The 17,276-nt window shown below is 70.5% G+C and carries 9 protein-coding genes; all 9 read left to right on the top strand.

Annotated features, from left to right (window positions below; translation table 11 throughout):
• Window positions 1-2 precede the first annotated feature (2 nt).
• The gene (locus H3H55_RS07000) at window positions 3-6,041 is read left to right on the top strand and encodes an SDR family oxidoreductase (protein ID WP_193098113.1); all 6,039 of its coding nucleotides are present in this window, start codon (window positions 3-5) and stop codon (window positions 6,039-6,041) included.
• Window positions 6,038-10,012, top strand: a complete 3,975-nt coding sequence (locus H3H55_RS07005; RefSeq protein ID WP_193098114.1) for a cytochrome P450 — start codon at window positions 6,038-6,040, stop codon at window positions 10,010-10,012. The genes H3H55_RS07000 and H3H55_RS07005 overlap by 4 nt, the downstream gene beginning before the upstream one ends.
• A 20-nt stretch (window positions 10,013-10,032) precedes the next feature.
• Window positions 10,033-11,424 carry a flavin-containing monooxygenase gene (locus H3H55_RS07010; protein ID WP_193098115.1) on the top strand — a complete coding sequence of 464 codons (1,392 nt, stop codon included), beginning with the start codon at window positions 10,033-10,035 and terminating at the stop codon, window positions 11,422-11,424.
• Complete coding sequence (locus H3H55_RS07015; RefSeq protein WP_193098116.1) at window positions 11,421-12,137, top strand: ABC transporter ATP-binding protein; 717 nt, start codon at window positions 11,421-11,423, stop codon at window positions 12,135-12,137. The genes H3H55_RS07010 and H3H55_RS07015 overlap by 4 nt, the downstream gene beginning before the upstream one ends.
• The gene (locus H3H55_RS07020) at window positions 12,134-13,543 is read left to right on the top strand and encodes an ABC transporter permease (protein WP_193098117.1); all 1,410 of its coding nucleotides are present in this window, start codon (window positions 12,134-12,136) and stop codon (window positions 13,541-13,543) included. The genes H3H55_RS07015 and H3H55_RS07020 overlap by 4 nt, the downstream gene beginning before the upstream one ends.
• A gap of 49 nt (window positions 13,544-13,592) precedes the next feature.
• Window positions 13,593-14,372 (top strand): outer membrane lipoprotein-sorting protein, encoded by a 780-nt coding sequence (locus H3H55_RS07025; RefSeq protein WP_048244303.1) that lies wholly within the window; start codon window positions 13,593-13,595, stop codon window positions 14,370-14,372.
• Window positions 14,369-15,676: a hypothetical protein gene (locus H3H55_RS07030; RefSeq protein WP_193098118.1), complete on the top strand. Its 1,308-nt coding sequence runs from the start codon at window positions 14,369-14,371 to the stop codon at window positions 15,674-15,676. The genes H3H55_RS07025 and H3H55_RS07030 overlap by 4 nt, the downstream gene beginning before the upstream one ends.
• Window positions 15,677-15,692: 16 nt before the next feature.
• On the top strand, window positions 15,693-16,109 hold the full coding sequence (locus H3H55_RS07035) for a DUF4345 domain-containing protein (protein ID WP_193098119.1): 417 nt from the start codon (window positions 15,693-15,695) through the stop codon (window positions 16,107-16,109).
• A 67-nt stretch (window positions 16,110-16,176) separates the two neighbouring features.
• Complete coding sequence (locus H3H55_RS07040; protein WP_413463965.1) at window positions 16,177-17,274, top strand: esterase/lipase family protein; 1,098 nt, start codon at window positions 16,177-16,179, stop codon at window positions 17,272-17,274.
• The last annotated feature ends 2 nt before the right edge of the window (window positions 17,275-17,276 follow it).

Here is a 17,276-nt window from a genome sequence, read left to right on the forward strand (position 1 = left end):
CCATGTCGAATACCAGCATGCGCGGCAAGCTCGTTCTCGTGACGGGCGGTGCGAAAAACGTGGGCAAGGCGATCTGCAGGCGATTCGCCGAGCAGGGCGCGCACGTGATCCTGAATTTCTTCCACTCGCTCGACGCGTCGAAGGAGACGGCCGAGGAACTGCGCGCGCTCGGCGCGACCGTCGACGTGATCCGTGCGTCGGTCGCGCAGCAGGCGCAGGTCGACCGGATGTTCGACGAGATCGAACGGCGCTACGGCCGGCTCGACGTGCTCGTCAACAATGCGGCGTCCGGTGCGCTGCTCGGCGTCGACGAGATCGGCGCCGAGCATTTCGATCGTGCGCTCGACACGAACCTGAAGGGCGCGTTCTGGTGCGCGCGCCGCGCCGCGGCGTTGATGGCGCGATCGGGCGGCGGTGCGATCGTCAACGTGTCGTCGGTCGGTGCGACGCTGGTGCCGGCGAACTATCTGGTCGTGGGCACCGCGAAGGCGGCGCTCGAATCGCTGACGCGCTATCTCGCGGTCGAGTATGCGGGGCGCGACATTCGCGTGAACGGCGCATCGTCGACGCTGATCGACGGCGACGTCGCCGCGCAGTTTCCTGACCCGGAAAACACCAAGCGTTCGAGCATCGCGGCGACGCCGCTGAAGCGGCTCGCGCGCGCCGAGGATCTGGCCGATCTCGTGGTGTTTCTCGCCTCGGACGCGGCGCGCTGGATCACCGGGCAGGTGGTCGTTGCCGACGGCGGGTTGTCGCTGTGCAGCGAGGGGTTGTCGCCGCGCGCCGAGTGGGCGACGTCGACGCGTGGCGATGGCGCGGCCGATGCGGCAGCCGCTGCAGCCGCTGCCGTTGCGGCGCAACCCGCCGCAGCGATGGCGTCGACGGCGCAGGCGGCACCACACGAAGACGGGCGCGCCGAGGCATCGGCCGACGGCCTGCCGGACAGCGACGACATCGCCGTGGTCGGCATGGGGCTCGCATTGCCCGGCGCGAGCGATCCGGACGCGTTTTGGCGTGCGCTGCTGGACGGCCCCGAGCTGTTCGGCAACGTGCCGCCGGATCGCTGGGACTACCGCTCGTTCTATTCGCCCGACACGTCGGCGGAAGACAAGAGCTATCAGTCGCGTTCCGTTTTCATCGAGCATTTCGAACCGTGTCCGGCGGTGCGCGCCGAACTCGACGCGGGCACCGCGCCGCGCGAACTGACGACGCTGTGGCTGCGTCACGCGCTGTGCCAGTCGCTCGACGGCGTGACGCTGCGCGACGCCGATCGCGTTGCGTTTCTCGTCGGCTACACGGCGGATGGCAGCCAGCACCTCGAAGAGGGGATGGTGCTGGCCGCCGCGCGCGAGCGCCTGAACGCGGTGCTGATCGACGCGGGCGTCGACGCGGCCGAGCGCATGCGCCGCGTGGCGGCGATCGACGCGGTGCTGAGTGCACGTTATGCGCGCGGCGCGGGCGATCTCGCATCGTTCTTTCCGCATCGCGTCGGGCTGAACGCGATGAAAGGCGTGCTGCCGGACGACGCGCAATGCATGATGGTCGATACCGCCTGTTCGTCGTCGCTGTATTCGATCGATCTCGGGATCAAGGCGTTGCTGCTCGGCAAACAGGACGTCGTCGCGTGCGGCGGCGCGTTCGCGCTCGCGCCGCGCGGCTCGATCCTGTTCTCGAAGCTGCACGGCCTGTCGCGCAGCGGCGAGGTGCGGCCGCTCGATCGCGGCTGCGACGGCGTGCTGTTCGCGGATGGCGCGGGCGTCGTGATCCTGAAGCGCCTGAAGCGCGCGCGTGCGGACGGCGACCGCATTCTCGGCGTGCTGAAATCGTTCGGCTCGTCGTCCGACGGCAAGGGCAAGGCGATCTACGCACCGAATTCGGCCGGCCAGCGCATCGCGATCGATCGCGCGTATGCGCGGACCGCGACGGTGCCGGCCGACGTCGACTGGGTCGTTGCGCACGCAACGGGCACGCCGGCCGGCGATCTCGCCGAATTCCAGAGCCTGCGCGACGCGATCCGGCGCGACCGCACGGTGCAGGTGACGTCGAACAAATCGCTGGTCGGTCATACAGGCTGGGCGGCCGGCGTCGTGTCGGTGATCCAGGTGCTGCTCGGGTTGCGGCATCAGGTGATTCCGCCGCAGCACCGCTTCAGCGAACCGCCGCCGGAATTCGACATGGCCGGCGCGAACCTGCGGATTCCGGTCGCACCGGTGTCGTGGCCGCGGCGGCAGGAGTCAGCGCGCATCGCGGCGGTGTCCGGTTTCGGCTTCGGCGGGACGAACGGTCACCTGATCGTGTCGGAATATCGCGCGGATCTGCCTGCCGGTCGCGCGAGCGGCCGGTTCAAAAGCGAACCGCTCGCGATCGTCGGCTGGTCTTCCAGATTTCCGGGCCTCGATGGCGACGCGCAGGTCGCCGCGTGGCTGCGCGGCGAAGGGCGCGCGCCCGACGCGAGTTTCGGCGTCGGCTATCCGCTGCCGAGCTTCGCGCGCGTGAAGATGCCGCCGGCGGTGCTGCGCGCGCTCGATCGCTGTCAGCTGATGGCGCTCGACGCCGCACACGATCTGCGCGAACACCTCGGCGCGTTCTGGCATGAGCACGCGGACACGATCGGGCTCGTGATGGGCCACATGGGACCGACGCGCAACGCGGCGCTCTACGCGAGCCGCTGCTATCTCGACGACATCGCCGCCGCGGTGCTCGACGCAACGCGGCCGGACGAGCGCGCGGCGACCGAACGCCTGCTGGGCGGCTTGCGCGATGCGACGAAGCAGCTCGTCGCGCCGACGACCGAGAACTCGTTTCCGGGGATGATGCCGAACGTGATTCCGGCGCGCGTCGCGAATTATCACGACCTGCACGGAATGAACATGACGATCGATGCGGGCCACGCGTCGACGCTGGCCGCGTTCGAGGCGGCCGAGCGCTTCCTGTGCAGCGGCGAGCTCGACATGGCGATCGTCGGCGGGATCAACGGCAACTCGGCGGAGGAAGTGCGCCCGGCATTCGGGCTGCCGCTCGCGGAGGGCATCGTGCTGTTTGCGGTGACGACGGTACGGCGCGCGCAGGCCGAAGGGCTGCCCGTGCTCGCGGTGGTCGGCGGCGGCGATGCGCGAGCGGGCGTCGAGCCGGCCGCGCCGTGCGACGCGACGGGCCGCGCGGTCACGTATGCGGGAGCCGATTCGGCGATCGACGTGCTGCGCGCGATCGTCGCGCGTACGCCCGGCACGACGCTCGCGCGCGACGGCGGCGGCGATCGCGCACGTTACGCGCTGCACGTCGCATGCGAAGGCATAGACGCGCAAGCCGCGCCGCATGCGCCGCAACGCACGGCCGAGCCAACGCAGTCCGCGAATGCGGCGGCGCCGGCCGCCGCGTCAGTGGAACCCGCCGCACGCGGGACCTTGCTGCCCGGCACGCTGCGTCGAACCGGCGTCGCGGCCGACGGCGAGCCGCTCGGCGTCGCGCGCTACCGGATCGAATGGCGCGACGCGCCGTGGCGGCCCGCGGGTCAGCCGACCCCGTTCGTCGCGCCGCGCTGCGTGATCGTCACCGACATGCCGGACGCACTGGCCGCGCAGGCCGATCCGGGCCCCGGCTGCGTGGTGCTGTCGACGCGGCCGTTCGCCGCGCGCCGGCCGGGCTGGCACTGGATCGAGCGGATCGACGAAGCGGCGTTCGATGGATTGCCCGACGACATCGGCCACGTGCGCGTGCTGACGTCGCTCGACGCGGGCACGCTTGCGCTTGGCGCCGCGGCGCCGGCCAGGCCCGAGCGGCTCGCGCTGCACGACCTGGCGTTCCTCGCAACCAAGCGCTGGCACGGCGGGCTCAAGCGCGACGGCACCTTCGTCGCGTTGCTGCTCGACGCACTCGCGGGCGAGGTGCCGCATCCGGATGCGGGGTTGTTCACGGGGCTCGTGAAGGCGCTCGCGATCGAGATGCCGGAGGCGCGCCCGATCGCGGTGCTGACCGACGCGCGCGCGCTGCCCGACGCGCTGCGCGACGCCGAGCGCGAAAGCGCCGCGCGGCACTGGCTGCCGGTCGTCGCGCTGGGCGCCGGCCGTCGCCGCACGCCGCGCGTGATCGAGGACGCGGGCGAGCTGCGCGCGGACGAGCGCTTGTCGCTCGGCCCGGATGCGGTCGTCGTCGCGGTCGGCGGCGCGCGCGGAATCACCGGCGAACTGATGAAGACGCTGGCCGCGCACGTGCGTCCGACGCTGTACCTGATCGGCAGCAGCGCGCTCGACGCGGTCGATGCGGAACTCCTCGCGCTCGACGACGAGGCGTTTGCGAAGAGTCGTCCCGACTACATCCGCCAGCAGAAGGCACTGCATCCGGAGCGGCCGTTGCCCGCGATCATCCGTGCGTTCGAGCGCCGCGCCGACGCGCGCACCGCGTGCATGAACATCGAGGCGATGCGCGCGTTCTGCGGCGCGCATCGCGTCACGTACCTGCGCGCCGACGTGCTCGATGCCGACAGCGTGCGCACGGCCATCGACACGATTCTCGCGCGCGAGCGGCGGGTCGACCTGCTGGTCAACGCGGCCGGGCTGAACCGCTCGGCGTCGGTGCTCGTGAAGTCGCTGGACGATTTCGTCGCGGTGCGCGACATCAAGGTGCGCGGCTACTGGAACCTGCGCGACGCGTTCGGCACGCGGCAACCGCGGCTGTGGTGCAACTTCGGCTCGTTCATCGGCCTGACCGGGCAGGCGGGGGAAACCGACTACGCGTCGGGTAACGACTTCCTGAACACGCAGGCGTCGTATCACCGCGCGGCGCTCGGTCACGACGAATTCACGATCGGGTGGACGCTGTGGCGCTCGGTCGGGCTCGGCGCGAACCCGGTCACGCGCGCGTTTCTCGAGAAGAGCGGCCTGTTTACGAGCATGCGTACCGCGGAGGGGCAGCATCACTTCATGCGCGAACTCGGTCTCGGCGAGCGCGCGGCGATGTCCGTGCATCTCGGCGAGGCCGAGCGGCGCGCGATCGAAACACATCTGCCCGGCTATTTCGACCTGGACGAAGCGGCGCCGGCTTCCGCCGCCGCTTCGCGTGATCCCGATTTCTATCTCGGCGCGGAGCTCGCGCGCACCGACGACAGCGTGACCTTCGAGCGCGTGTTCGATCTCGAACGCGACGCGTATCTGCAACATCACGTCGTCAACGGCTTCCCGACATTACCCGGAACGTTCGTGCCGGAAGTGGCCGCCGAGGCGGCGCTGCGGCTCGTGCCGGGGCTCAAGGTCGTCGGCTTCGCGGACGCGGCATTCCTGCACTTCCTGCGTGTCTACGACGCGAAGCGCCCGAGCGTGAAGCGCATCCATGCGCGGATCGTGTCGCGCGACGGCGACGCCGTGCTGGTGCGCGTGCGGATCTCCGGCGACGTGCTGGCGCCGGGCGGGCAGGTGCTCGTGCGCGACAAGCCGCACTTCGAGATCACCGTTCGCCTGGCCGACGCGTATGCGCCGGCGCCGATGTGGAGCGAACCGCCGGGCGGCACGTTGACGCCCGTCGCCGATCCGTACCACTTCGACGCGGCACCGGTGCGGCTGACCGGCATGTTCGTGTCGACGACCGACACCGGCATGAGCGACGCGGGCAAGCAGGCGCGTTTCCGGCTGAACGTGCCCGGCGGCGACCCGGTGTTCTCGCGCTTCGTGGTACCGAGCATCCTGCTCGACGGGCTGGCGCGCGTGGCCGCGCTCGACCATGTCGCCGGCGACTACATCCCGCTCGCGGCGCCGATGTCGATCGGCCGCATCGACCTGTACGAAGCCGGGAACGACTGCGAACTGTCGAGCCGCCACGCGTCGATCGCGCTGCGCGTGACGCCGCGCGCGTTCGCGCTCGAAGGGCCGGCCAGCAGCGGCAACCGGTTCGTCGCGGTGCGCCCGGACGGCCGGATCCTGATGCAGATGCGCGACGTGACGGGCATCGTGATCGGCTACGTGCACCGCGTGACCGGCGCGTTCGCCGCACGCGGCGAGATCGACGCGCAACTGGCCGCGCGCGCGCCCTCCGAACAGGTGTCCGCATGAGCACGAAGCGACTCGCACCCGGCCCGCGCGGCAGTGTCGTGATGGGCAATCTCGCGGAGTACAAGCGTAATCCGGTCACGATGCTGCTGAAGCTGCAGCAGCAGTACGGCGACGTCGCGCGCAATCGCCTCGGCCCGTTCCTCACGCATGCGCTCGCGCATCCGGACGGCATCCAGCACGTGCTGCAGGACAATCACCGCAACTACGTGCGCGGCCGCTTCTACGACAACTTCAAGATGTTCTTCGGCGACGGGCTCCTGACGACCGACGGCGAATTCTGGCGGCGTCACCGGCGCGTGGTGCAGCCGCTCTTTCACCGCAAGCAGGTGGAGTCGCACACGACCGCCGTCGGCGACGCGGCGCTCGCGCTCGTCGAGCACTGGCTGAAGCGGCCGGCGCACGCGCCGTTCGATGTCGTCGAGGAAATGATGCGCGTGAGCCTGCGCATGCTCGGGCTGATGCTGTTCAACGCGGACATCTCGCGGCATGCGGACGACGTCGGGCCGGCCGTGCGCTTCGGCATCGAGGCGATGATGCCGCAGGGCAACATGAACGATTTCGTGCCGCGCTGGATGCCGACGCCGTTCAATCGCCGGATCGCGCGCGCGCGCCGCGGGATCGACGCGATCGTCGACGCGATCGTCGCCGAGCATCGCGCGGGGCGCTGCGAAACGAGCGACGTGATTTCGCTGCTGCTCGCCGCGCGCGACCCGGACACGGGCGCGCCGCTGACCGAGCGCGAAGTGCACGACGAGGTGATGACGGTGTTTCTCGCCGGCCACGAAACCACCGGCAGCGGGATGGCGTGGGGGCTGTATGCGCTCGCGCAGCACCCGGGCGTACTGCGCCGGCTGCGCGAGGAACTCGACGCGGTGCTCGGCGGCCGCGCGCCGGATGCGGGCGACATCGAACGCCTGCCGTATCTGGTGCAGACCGTCGACGAGATCCTGCGTCTCTACCCGCCGATCTGGGGCTTCACGCGCGATCTGGTCGACGACGACGAAATCGGCGGTTATCACGTGCCGGCCGGCTCGTCGGTGTTCATGTCGCCGTACGTCACGCATCGCCATCCGGCGCTGTGGGCCAACCCGGACGCATTCGATCCGGAGAACTTCGGATCGCACGCGCCGGCACGCCACAAGTACGCGTACTTTCCGTTCGGCGGCGGGATGCGCAAATGCATCGGCTACCAGACCGCGTTGTTGCAGATGCGCGTGCTGATCGCGGTCGTCGCGCAGCACGTCGATCTGAGCGCGGTGCCGGGCCGCTCGCTCGACACCGGCGCGACGATCTCGCTGCGCCCGCGCGACGGGATTCAACTGATCGCGAAGGCGCGAGCGCGCGAGCCGGGGCCCACGGGGCGTGCCGGGCTCGACGCCAGCGCGCCGGCGTCGCGCATGCCGGTGGGTCCGGTCGCGGGCACGCAAGCGCCGGCAAGCGATGGCGCACGACCGGCGGACGAGGCGCCGCCTGCACCCGATCATTCCGCCGGCCCCACGCTGTCAGCCGGCGTGCTGGCCTTCCTGCAGCACGACGCGGGCGCGCCCGAGGCGCAGCCGGGCTCGGACGATGCGCCGACGCACCGCTTCACGTGGCGGCCGGTCGGGATCGAGCCGCTGCCCGATGTGCCGGCGGCGGAACTGAGCGGCAAGCGGATCGCGATCGTCAACGGCCTTGGCCGCACGGTCGAGCGTGTGGTGGCGGCGCTCACGCGCGCATGCGCGAGGGCGAGCGTGTTCGTGCCGGTCGACGGCACCGATTACGCGACGGCCGCGAGCACGTTCGTCGCGCAGTCGGGGCCGTTCGACGGGATCGTCGATCTCGGCGTCGAAGCGCCGTTCTCCATCGACGCGCGCGATCAGTGGGAAGTGCCGCTGCGCCGCACGGTCGCGTTGCTGCAGGCGTGCTACGGCGACTGGTCGCAGGAGGAATCGACGTCGCGGCTGTTCTATCTGGCGCTGACCTGGCAGGACGGCCTGATGGGATACGGCGACGACGCGCTCGTGCAGCCGCTCGGCGGACTGTGGGCCGGGCTCGCGAAGACGCTGCCGCAGGAACTGCCGAACTGCAACGTGCGCGTGCTCGACATCGCGCCCGACGAAACGGGCCGCGTCGACGGGCTGATCGCCCGCGAGCTGTATCGGTGGGGGCGCTTCGAGGTCGGCCATCGCGGCGGACGCCGCCATACGCTCGTCGCGACCCGCGACGATCTGCCGGCCGATGCGGCGCCCGACTGGGGGCCCGACGACGTCGTGCTGTTTTCGGGCGGTGCGCGCGGCATCGGCTTCCTGGCCGCGTGCGAGATCGCGAAGCGCCGTCGCTGCACGGTGGTCGTCACCGGGCGCGATGCGGTGCCGGCCGGCGACGAGCCGTGGCTCGCGCTCGACGCCGCCGGCTTCAAGCGCTACGGGCTCGACCAGTTGCGTCAGGCCACCCCGGAACGGCCGCCGAAGGCGATCCGGCACACGCTGCGGCAGCTCGAACGACGTCGCGAGCTGAAGGCATCGCTCGATGCGGCGGCGGCGCTCGGCCTGCCGGTGCGCTACCGCGTATGCGACGTGACCGATGCGGATGCGGTGCGCGCGCTCTGCGACGAATTCGGCGAGCGGCTGCGCGGCGTGATCCACAACGCCGGGATCGACCAGCCGGTGCGGCTGTCGCGCAAGACGGCCGACGAATTCGTCGGCACCGTGCGCGTGAAGGTGCTCGGCTTCATGAGTCTTCACGCGGCGGTGCGCAACCGGCCGCGCGTCGAATACTTCATCAACGTCGGTTCGCTGACCGGCCGCTGGGGCGGCATGACGGGCGAGACCGACTATGCGGCCGCGAACGAGGCGCTCGCGCGGCTCGGCTGGTGGGCGCGACGCGACGCGGGCGGCCGTATCGTGAAGACGCTCGTGTGGCCGACCTGGGACGGGGTCGGGATGATCACGAACCTCGCCGTCACGCGGCGCTACGTGAGCCCGATGCGCATCGACGACGGCGTGCGGCACTGGCTCGCGGAACTCGCGGCGCCCGGCAGCGGCGAACCGATGTACATGGGTGCGGTCGGCCGCGCGCTGACGCCGATCCAGCTTCGCGGATTCGACGCCGTCGACGGCTTGCCGAACCTGGGCGAGCTCGCGACGCGCCGGCATCACGCGGGTGCGCCGCGGCGATTCCGGCCGTTCGCGTGCATCTCGACGCGTTATCGCGCCGTGGGCGCGCCCTATACGCGCGCGTTCCGCCTCGGCGGCCGCGCGGCCGTACCGGCGTCGCTGCTGCTCGAGCATGCGCGCGTCGTGGCCGACTGGGTCGCGCTGCCCGATGGCGAGCGCGCGTACCTGCACGAAGCCGTCGACGTGACGATCGCGCTCGACGCGCTGGCCGACGCGCTCGATCGCCACGGCGATCTCGCGCTCGATACCGACGTGACCGGTCGGACCGCGGACGACGGCTGGCGCGTGACGGTGCGGTGCGTGTCGCTTGCGGGCCGCGCGCTGCTCGATGCGACGTTCGTGTACCGCAGCCTGCCGCCCGCCGGCGCGATGGTACGGCTGCCGCGAGAAGCGGGCCACGATCCGGCCCGGGCAGCCGTGCACGCGAGCTGGCGCGGCGACTTGTTGCCCGAGGCCCGGTGGAGCGACGGGATCGGGCAGGCGAAAGCCGCCGACCCCGACGCGCTGTGGCGTGCGCCGGGCGACGCCGGCGATGCGCCGTGTCCGCAGCTGTGGCTGCCGGTCAATCACCTGGAAAACGTGCTGCGCGTGCTGCTCGGCGTGTGGCCGGACGACGGCGAGCCGCCGCGCGCATGGTGCATCGGTCGCATCGTGTTCGGTGCCGCGCAGGCCGGCGACGCCGAGATGCTGCTGCGCGGTCCGGACGGTCGTTTCGCGATCGCCGATCGCGCAGGCGCGCTGATCGCGGAACTGCGCGGCGCGGCGCTCGTCGTCGCGACCGGCACGCAGGCCGTCGCGGCGTCGGTTCTTTGAACGGGAAGAGGAGGTCCACCATGACGGAGCGCAACGACGGCGCGCGGTACTGCATCATCGGCGCGGGTGCGGCGGGCATCACCGCGGCGAAGAACCTGCTGGCGGCCGGCATCGGCTGCGACGTGATCGAGCGCGAGGACGACGTCGGCGGCAACTGGTACTACGGCCGGCCGAGCGGCGCGGTCTATCGCTCGATCCACATGATCAGCTCGAAGCGGTTTTCCGAGTACCCCGACTTTCCGATTCCCGACGACTACCCGACGTACGCGCGCGGCGACCAGGCGCTCGCGTATCTGCGCGCCTACGCGCGCCGCTTCGGCGTGTACGACCGGATCGAGTTCGGTCGCTCGGTGCTCGAGGTCGCGCCGGTGCCCGGCAGCACGCAGTGGCGGGTCGAACTGGATCGCGGCGAAGTGCGGACCTATCGCGGCGTGATCGTCTGCAACGGGCACCTGTCGCATCCGCAACTGCCCGACTATCCCGGCCGCTTCGACGGGCTGCAACTCCATTCGTCGCAATACCGCACGCCGGACATCTTCCGCGACAAGCGCGTGCTCGTGGTCGGCGCCGGCAATTCGGGCTGCGACATTGCGGTGGAGGCGTCACATCACGCGCGCGCGGTGTTCCACAGCACGCGGCGCGGCTACTACTACTGGCCGAAATTCCTGTTCGGGATACCGGCGGACCAGTGGGCCGAATGGCCGCTGCGGCTGCGCATGCCGCTGTGGGCGCGACGCTTTTTCGGCGAGCGGCTGCTGCGCCTGACCACGGCCGGGCAGCCGGAAGACTACGGGCTGCGCAAGCCCGACCACAAGCTGTTCGAATCACATTTCATCATCAACTCGACGCTGTTCTATCACCTCGGCCATGGCGACCTCGACGCGCGGCCGGACGTGCGCGAACTGAAAGGCGACCGCGTCGCGTTCGTCGACGGCAGCGAGGAGGCGATCGACGTGATCGTGTATGCGACCGGCTACCGGCCGAGCTTTCCGTTCATCGATCAGGCGCATCTGCAATGGCGCAAGCCGCAACCGTCGCTGTACCTGAACATGTTCGACGCGCGGCATCGCGACCTGTTCTTCGTCGGTCTGTTCCAGACCTCGACCGGCAACTGGCCGCTGATGGACTATCAGGCGCAACTGCTCGCACGCTATCTGCATGCACGCGACGCGGCGCCGCGCAAGGCCGCGCGCATCGACCGGCTGATCCGGCGCGGACGCTCGGACTGGAGCGGCGGCATCGCGTTCCATCGCACGTCGCGGCACGTGATCGAGGTCGAGCATTTCGCGTATCGGCTGCAATTGCGGCGACTGATCCGCACGCTGCCGGCCGTGTCCGGCGCCGCGGCGGCGGGCGCGGAAGTATCGCAGTCGGCGCCGGTGCGCGCCGCGCGCGCGGGAGGCGCATCGTGAGCCTCGTCAACGTTGAGAACCTGTCGAAGACCTACCTGCTCGACAGCGTGCGCGTGACCGGTCTCGCCGACGTGTCGGCGACGCTCGACGCGGGCCGCTTCACCGTGCTGAGCGGCCCGTCGGGCAGCGGCAAGACGACGCTGCTGAACATGATCGGCTGCATCGACCGCCCCGACAGCGGGCGCGTGACGATCGCCGGTCACGACACGGCGGCGCTGTCCGACGATGCGCTGTCCGATTTTCGCGCGCGCCACGTCGGCCATGTGTTCCAGACGTTCAACCTGCTGCCGGTGCTGTCCGCACACGAGAACGTCGAATATCCGCTGCTGATGGCGGGCTGGGCGCCCGCGCGGCGCGCGGCGCGGGTGCGCGACCTGCTCGATGCGGTCGGGCTGGCCGACAAGGCGCGGCACCGGCCGAGCCAGCTGTCGGGCGGCCAGCGGCAGCGTGTCGCGATCGCGCGCGCGCTGGCGGCCGAGCCGGCGATGGTCCTCGCGGACGAGCCCACCGCGAACCTCGACAGCGCGACCGGGCACGCGATCATCGAACTGATGCGCACGATCCAGCGCGAGCGCGACGTGTCGTTCATCGTGTCGTCGCACGATCCGCAGGTGGTGAGCGTGGCCGACGAGGTGATCCGGATTCTCGACGGCCGCATCGTCGGCCACGAACGGGCCGGCGACGGCGCGGCGACGCAGGAGATGTGCCGATGACCCATACGCTGATGCTCGCGCTGCGCAACCTGCAGCGAAACCGCCGGCGCTCGCTCACGACACTGCTCGCGATGATCGTCGGCGTCAGCGCGATCCTGCTGTTCGGCGGCTTCAGCCGCGACATCACGCTCGGGCTGCAGACCGATTTCGTGCAGCGCAGCGGCCACCTGCAGATCCAGCGGCAGGGCTATTTCCTGTACGGCACGGGCGACCCGGCCGCGTACGGCATCCGCGATTATCCGGCGCTGATCCAGAAACTGCGGCGCGACCCGCCGCTCGCGGCGCTGCTCGAGGTCGTCACGCCGACGCTGCAGTTCGGCGGGATCGCCGGCAATTTCGCGGCCGGTGTGTCGCGCACCGTGATGGGGTTCGGCGCGATTCCGGACGACCAGTACCGGATGCAGCAGTGGAACGCGTATGGCTTCCCGCTGCGGCCGCGCACGTTCGCGTTGCGCGGCACCGCCGACGACGCGGCGATGGTCGGCCTCGGCGTCGCGCGCGTGCTGCATCTGTGCGGGCCGCTGCGCGTGCCGGATTGCCGCGACGCGCCGCCGGGCCCGGCCGAGCCGGCGGCGGACGGGCCGGCCGCGAACGCGCCGCCCGACGTGCTGGCGCTCGCCCAGGGCGAGGCCGGCACGCGGCCGGCCGATGACGGCGCGACGCACATCGAGGTGCTGACCGCGAGCGCGGGCGGCGCGCCGAACGTCGGCCGCTTCTCGGTCGTGAAGGCCGAGCAGCAGGGCGTGAAGGAACTCGACGACGTCTATCTCGCGGTGCGCCTGGCACAGGCGCAGCGGCTCGTGTACGGCGGCGGTGCGCCGCGCGCGACCGCGATCGAGATCCAGCTCGCGCGCACGGCCGACCTGCCCGCGGCGCGCGCGCGCATCGAACAGTTGCTGCACGGCGGCTTCGACGGCCAGTCGCTCGACGTGGTCGATTTCGCGACGCTGAACCCGTTCTACGACCAGACCAACCGGATGTTCTCGGTGATCTTCGGGTTCGTGTTCGTGCTGATCAGCGCGATCGTGCTGTTCGTGATCAGCAACACGATGAGCACCGCGATCATCGAGCGCACGGTCGAGATCGGCACGCTGCGCTCGATGGGCATGCGGCGCGGCGGCATCCAGGCGCTGTTCGTCTGCGAGGGCGCGCTGCTCGGCGTGGCCGGCGCGTCGCTCGGCGTGCTGGTCGCGCTCGCGATTGCCGCGGCCGTCAATCACAGCGGGTTGGCCTGGACGCCGCCCGCGCGGATCGACGCTGTCGCGCTGACCGTGCGCGTGTGGGGCGAGTGGCGAACCATTGCCGTCACGTTCGTCGGGCTCGCGTGCGTCGCCGGGCTGTCGGCATGGTTGCCGTCGCGCCATGCGGCGCGGCTGTCGATCGTCGACGCGCTGCGGCATGTATGAAGCCGCGTGTGCCGCCGTTTTGATCCAATCCACTTTCGGGAGAGCGTTCGTGCGTCGCCTGTTCGTTTCATGTTGTCTGAGTCTTTCGTTCCTCGCCGGCGTCGCGCATGCGCAGCCGGCACCCGATCCGCAGAAGGTGCTCGCGGCGAGCGACGCGATCCGCACGCCGGAGAAATCGTTCGTGCTGACCGCGACGTTGATCGAGTACCGGTCCGGCAAGCAGGTCGACGGCAATACGCTGTCGATCTATTCGAAGCCCGACGCGCCCGGCGGCGCGTTCCGCACGCTGGTGCGCTTCGTCGCGCCGGCGCGCGACACGGGCAAGCTGATGCTGAAGAACGGCAACGACCTGTGGTTCTACGATCCGGCGAACCAGGCGAGCGTGCGGATCTCGCCGGATCAGCGGCTGCTCGGACAGGCCGCGAACGGCGACGTCGTGACGATCAATCTCGCGCACGACTACACGGCCGAGATGAAGGGCGTCGAGGACATCGCCGACGGCGACCGGCAGATGCGCCGCGCGTACCGGCTCGCGCTTGCCGGACACGGCGACGGGCTCACGTACCGCCGCATCGAGATCTGGATCGACGCGGCGAACAACCGGCCGCTGAAGGCGCGCTTCTATTCGGAAAGCGACCGGCTGCTGAAGACCGCGTTCTATCGCCGCTACACGATGCAGCTCGGCGTCGAGCGGCCGACCGAAACCGTCATCATCGACGGGCTCGACAGCAACTGGGTCACGGTCATGCGCTTCTCCGACTACGCGTGGCGCGACATTCCCGACGCATGGCTGCAGCGCGACTATCTGTCCCGCTTCCAGGCGCAATGACGGCGCGGCGCCGATGCCGGATCGCCGCGCTCGCGTTCGTACTGCTGCCGGTGCTCGTGCGCGCGGCGGATGCGGATGGCGCGGGCGCGGCCGACGTGGATGCGAGCGACGCCGCGGCGCTCGATCTCGCCGACCGGCCGGCCGCGCCGCCGCCCGACACCGCGAAGCCGTGGAAACTCGACGTGCAGGACGCGCTGCGCACGAGCCGCTATCGCGACGGCGGGGACGCCGGCCGCAATCAGCTTTCGATCGAATTCGAGTACGGGCAGTGGCTGACACCGTCGTTCGCCGCGCACTTCTCGATGCGCTTCGACCGCTTCGATCCGCTCGGGACGTCGAGCACGTCGTCGCGCGACGTGACGCTCGTGAAGGAAGCGTATGCAAGCTGGCGTGCGTCGCCCGCGTTCGTGGTCGACGCGGGGCGCCTGAACGAGCGGCTCGGCGCGGCGATCGGCTACAACCCGACCGACTTCTTCCGCGCGGGCGCGGTGAGCCTCGACGTGCCGCCCGATCCGGACAGCCGGCACACGAACCGGCTCGGCACGATCGGGCTGCGCGCGCAGCAGGTGTGGGACACGGGGTCGCTCACGGCGTTGCTGTCGCCGCGTCTCGAACGCCGCGGCCTGCCGGGCGATCCGGCCGCGTCGTCCGACCTGCAGCGGACCAACGGCGTCGACCGCTGGATGCTCGTCGCGAGCCAGCGGCTGAGCGCGGCGATCCAGCCGCAATGGATCGTCTACGGCGAAAGCGGGCAGGCGCCGCAGTTCGGCCAGAATCTGAGCGTGCTGCTCGGCAACTCGGTGGTCGCTTACCTCGAATGGGCGGGCGGCTACCGGCGCTCGCTGATCGCGCGTGCCACCGGCGCGGCCGACGATCGTGCGTTCCGCACCAGCTCGTCGGTGGGGGCGACGTGGACGCTGCCGGTCGACCTGTCGCTCACCGCGGAATTCCAGAGCAACGGCGGCGGCGCGGACGCGGCGCAGTGGCGGTCGTTGCAGCGTGCGAACCCGTATGCATGGGGCAGTGCGGTGCAGACGTCGATCGCCGCACAGGAGCTGCCAACCCGCCACGGGCTGTTCGTGATGGCAGCATGGCGCAATGTCGGCGTGCGCCGCCTCGACCTGTCGGGCTTCATGCAGGCCGATCTCGGCGGCGGCCGGCAATACTGGGTCGAGCTGCGGCGGCGCTTCGACCGGTTCGACGTCGCGCTGCAATGGCTGCATCAGGGCGGGCCGTCGTGGAGCCGCTTCGGTGCGATGCCGGAGTCGACGAGTGTTCAGGTGCTGGGTATTTTTTATCGATGATGCAAGGAGAGTTCGAATGAGCAAACGCGCGCTTCAGGCGGCGACCGCCGTGCTTGCGCTGGTCCCGTCGATCACCGGGGTGCTCGGCATGATGGGCATCGGCGATCCGCTGTATGCATCGCTCGGCATCGCGCTGCCGGCCGACGCGACGCTGGACGGCAACCTGCGTTTCTACGCGGGCGTCTGGCTCGGTGTCGGGCTCGCGGCGGTTTCGGTGATTCCGCGGATCGAGCGTCAGGGGCGGCTGTTCGCGACGCTGTGGACGATGATCTTCCTCGGCGGCGTCGGGCGGCTGATTTCGCTCGCGACGCTCGGGCTGCCGTGGCCGCCGTTCGTCGGCTTCACGGTGCTCGAAGTCGTCGGTGCGCCGCTGTTCATCATGTGGCAGCGGCGGGTGGCGGCGCAGGCGGCCTGGGAGAGCGTGAATGCATGACATCGATCCGTGTTTTGCGCCGCGCCGCCGTGCCGATAACGCCGCATGGCGCCGCGCGGAGGCCTTCCTGTCGAGCGTGTTACGCGCCGCGATGGCACGGCGCGTGCCGCGCGCGTGCATGCGGTTCGTCGCCCGCGTCGCGTTGCTGGCATGTATCGGGTTGCTCGCGCCGCAAGCCGGCGCGCAGACGTTGGCCGCCACCGCGGTCGACGACTACGCGGCGACCCGCTATCCGATCATCCTCGTTCACGGCCTGACCGGAACGGATGACTATTTCGGCGTGGTGCCTTACTGGTACGGCATCCAGGCCGACCTTCAGCGGCACGGCGCGACGGTCTACGTCGCCGACCTGTCCGGCTTCCAGAGCGACCTCGGCCCGAACGGGCGCGGCGAGCAGTTGCTGGCCTATGTGAAGCAGGTGCTCGCCATCACCGGCGCGGCCAAGGTGAACCTGATCGGGCACAGCCAGGGCGGGCTGACATCGCGCTATGTGGCTTCGGTCGCGCCCGCGCTCGTCGCATCGGTCACGACGATCGCGACCCCGCACCGCGGCTCGCAGTTCGCCGACTTCGTGCTGGGCGCGCTGAAGCTCGACCCGACCGGCCTGTCGACGCCAGTGTTCGGCGCGCTGCTGAACATCATCGGCATCCTGACCAGCGATACGCACAACACGAACCAGGATGCGATCGCCGCGCTCAACGCGCTCGGCACGACCTATGCCGCGCAGTTCAACCGGTTGTTCCCGAGTCCGGGTCTCGGCGCCGGCGCGTGCGGCACCGGCGCGCCGGCCGAGACGATCGGCGGGAACGTGCACCTGCTGTATTCGTGGAGCGGGGCCGCGTACCAGCCCGTGTCGCTGCTCGGCATCGTGACGGGCGCCGTCGATACCAGCGTGATTCCGGTCATCGATCCGGCGAACGTGCTGGACCCGTCGACGCTCGTGTTCCTGACGGCCGGCAACATCATGGCACTCGCCGGCGCGGGCCCGAACGACGGCTTCACGTCGACCTGCAGTTCGCGGTTCGGTACGGTGATCTCGACGCGCTACCACTGGAATCACTTCGACGCGATCAACCAGCTGCTCGGCATTCGCGGCGCGTATGCGGAAGACCCGGTCGCCGCGCTCCGCGTGCATGCGAACCGGCTGAAACTGCAGGGCGTCTGAGC

The organism is Burkholderia sp. Z1 (assembly GCF_014893795.1).
GTDB lineage: Bacteria > Pseudomonadota > Gammaproteobacteria > Burkholderiales > Burkholderiaceae > Burkholderia > Burkholderia theae.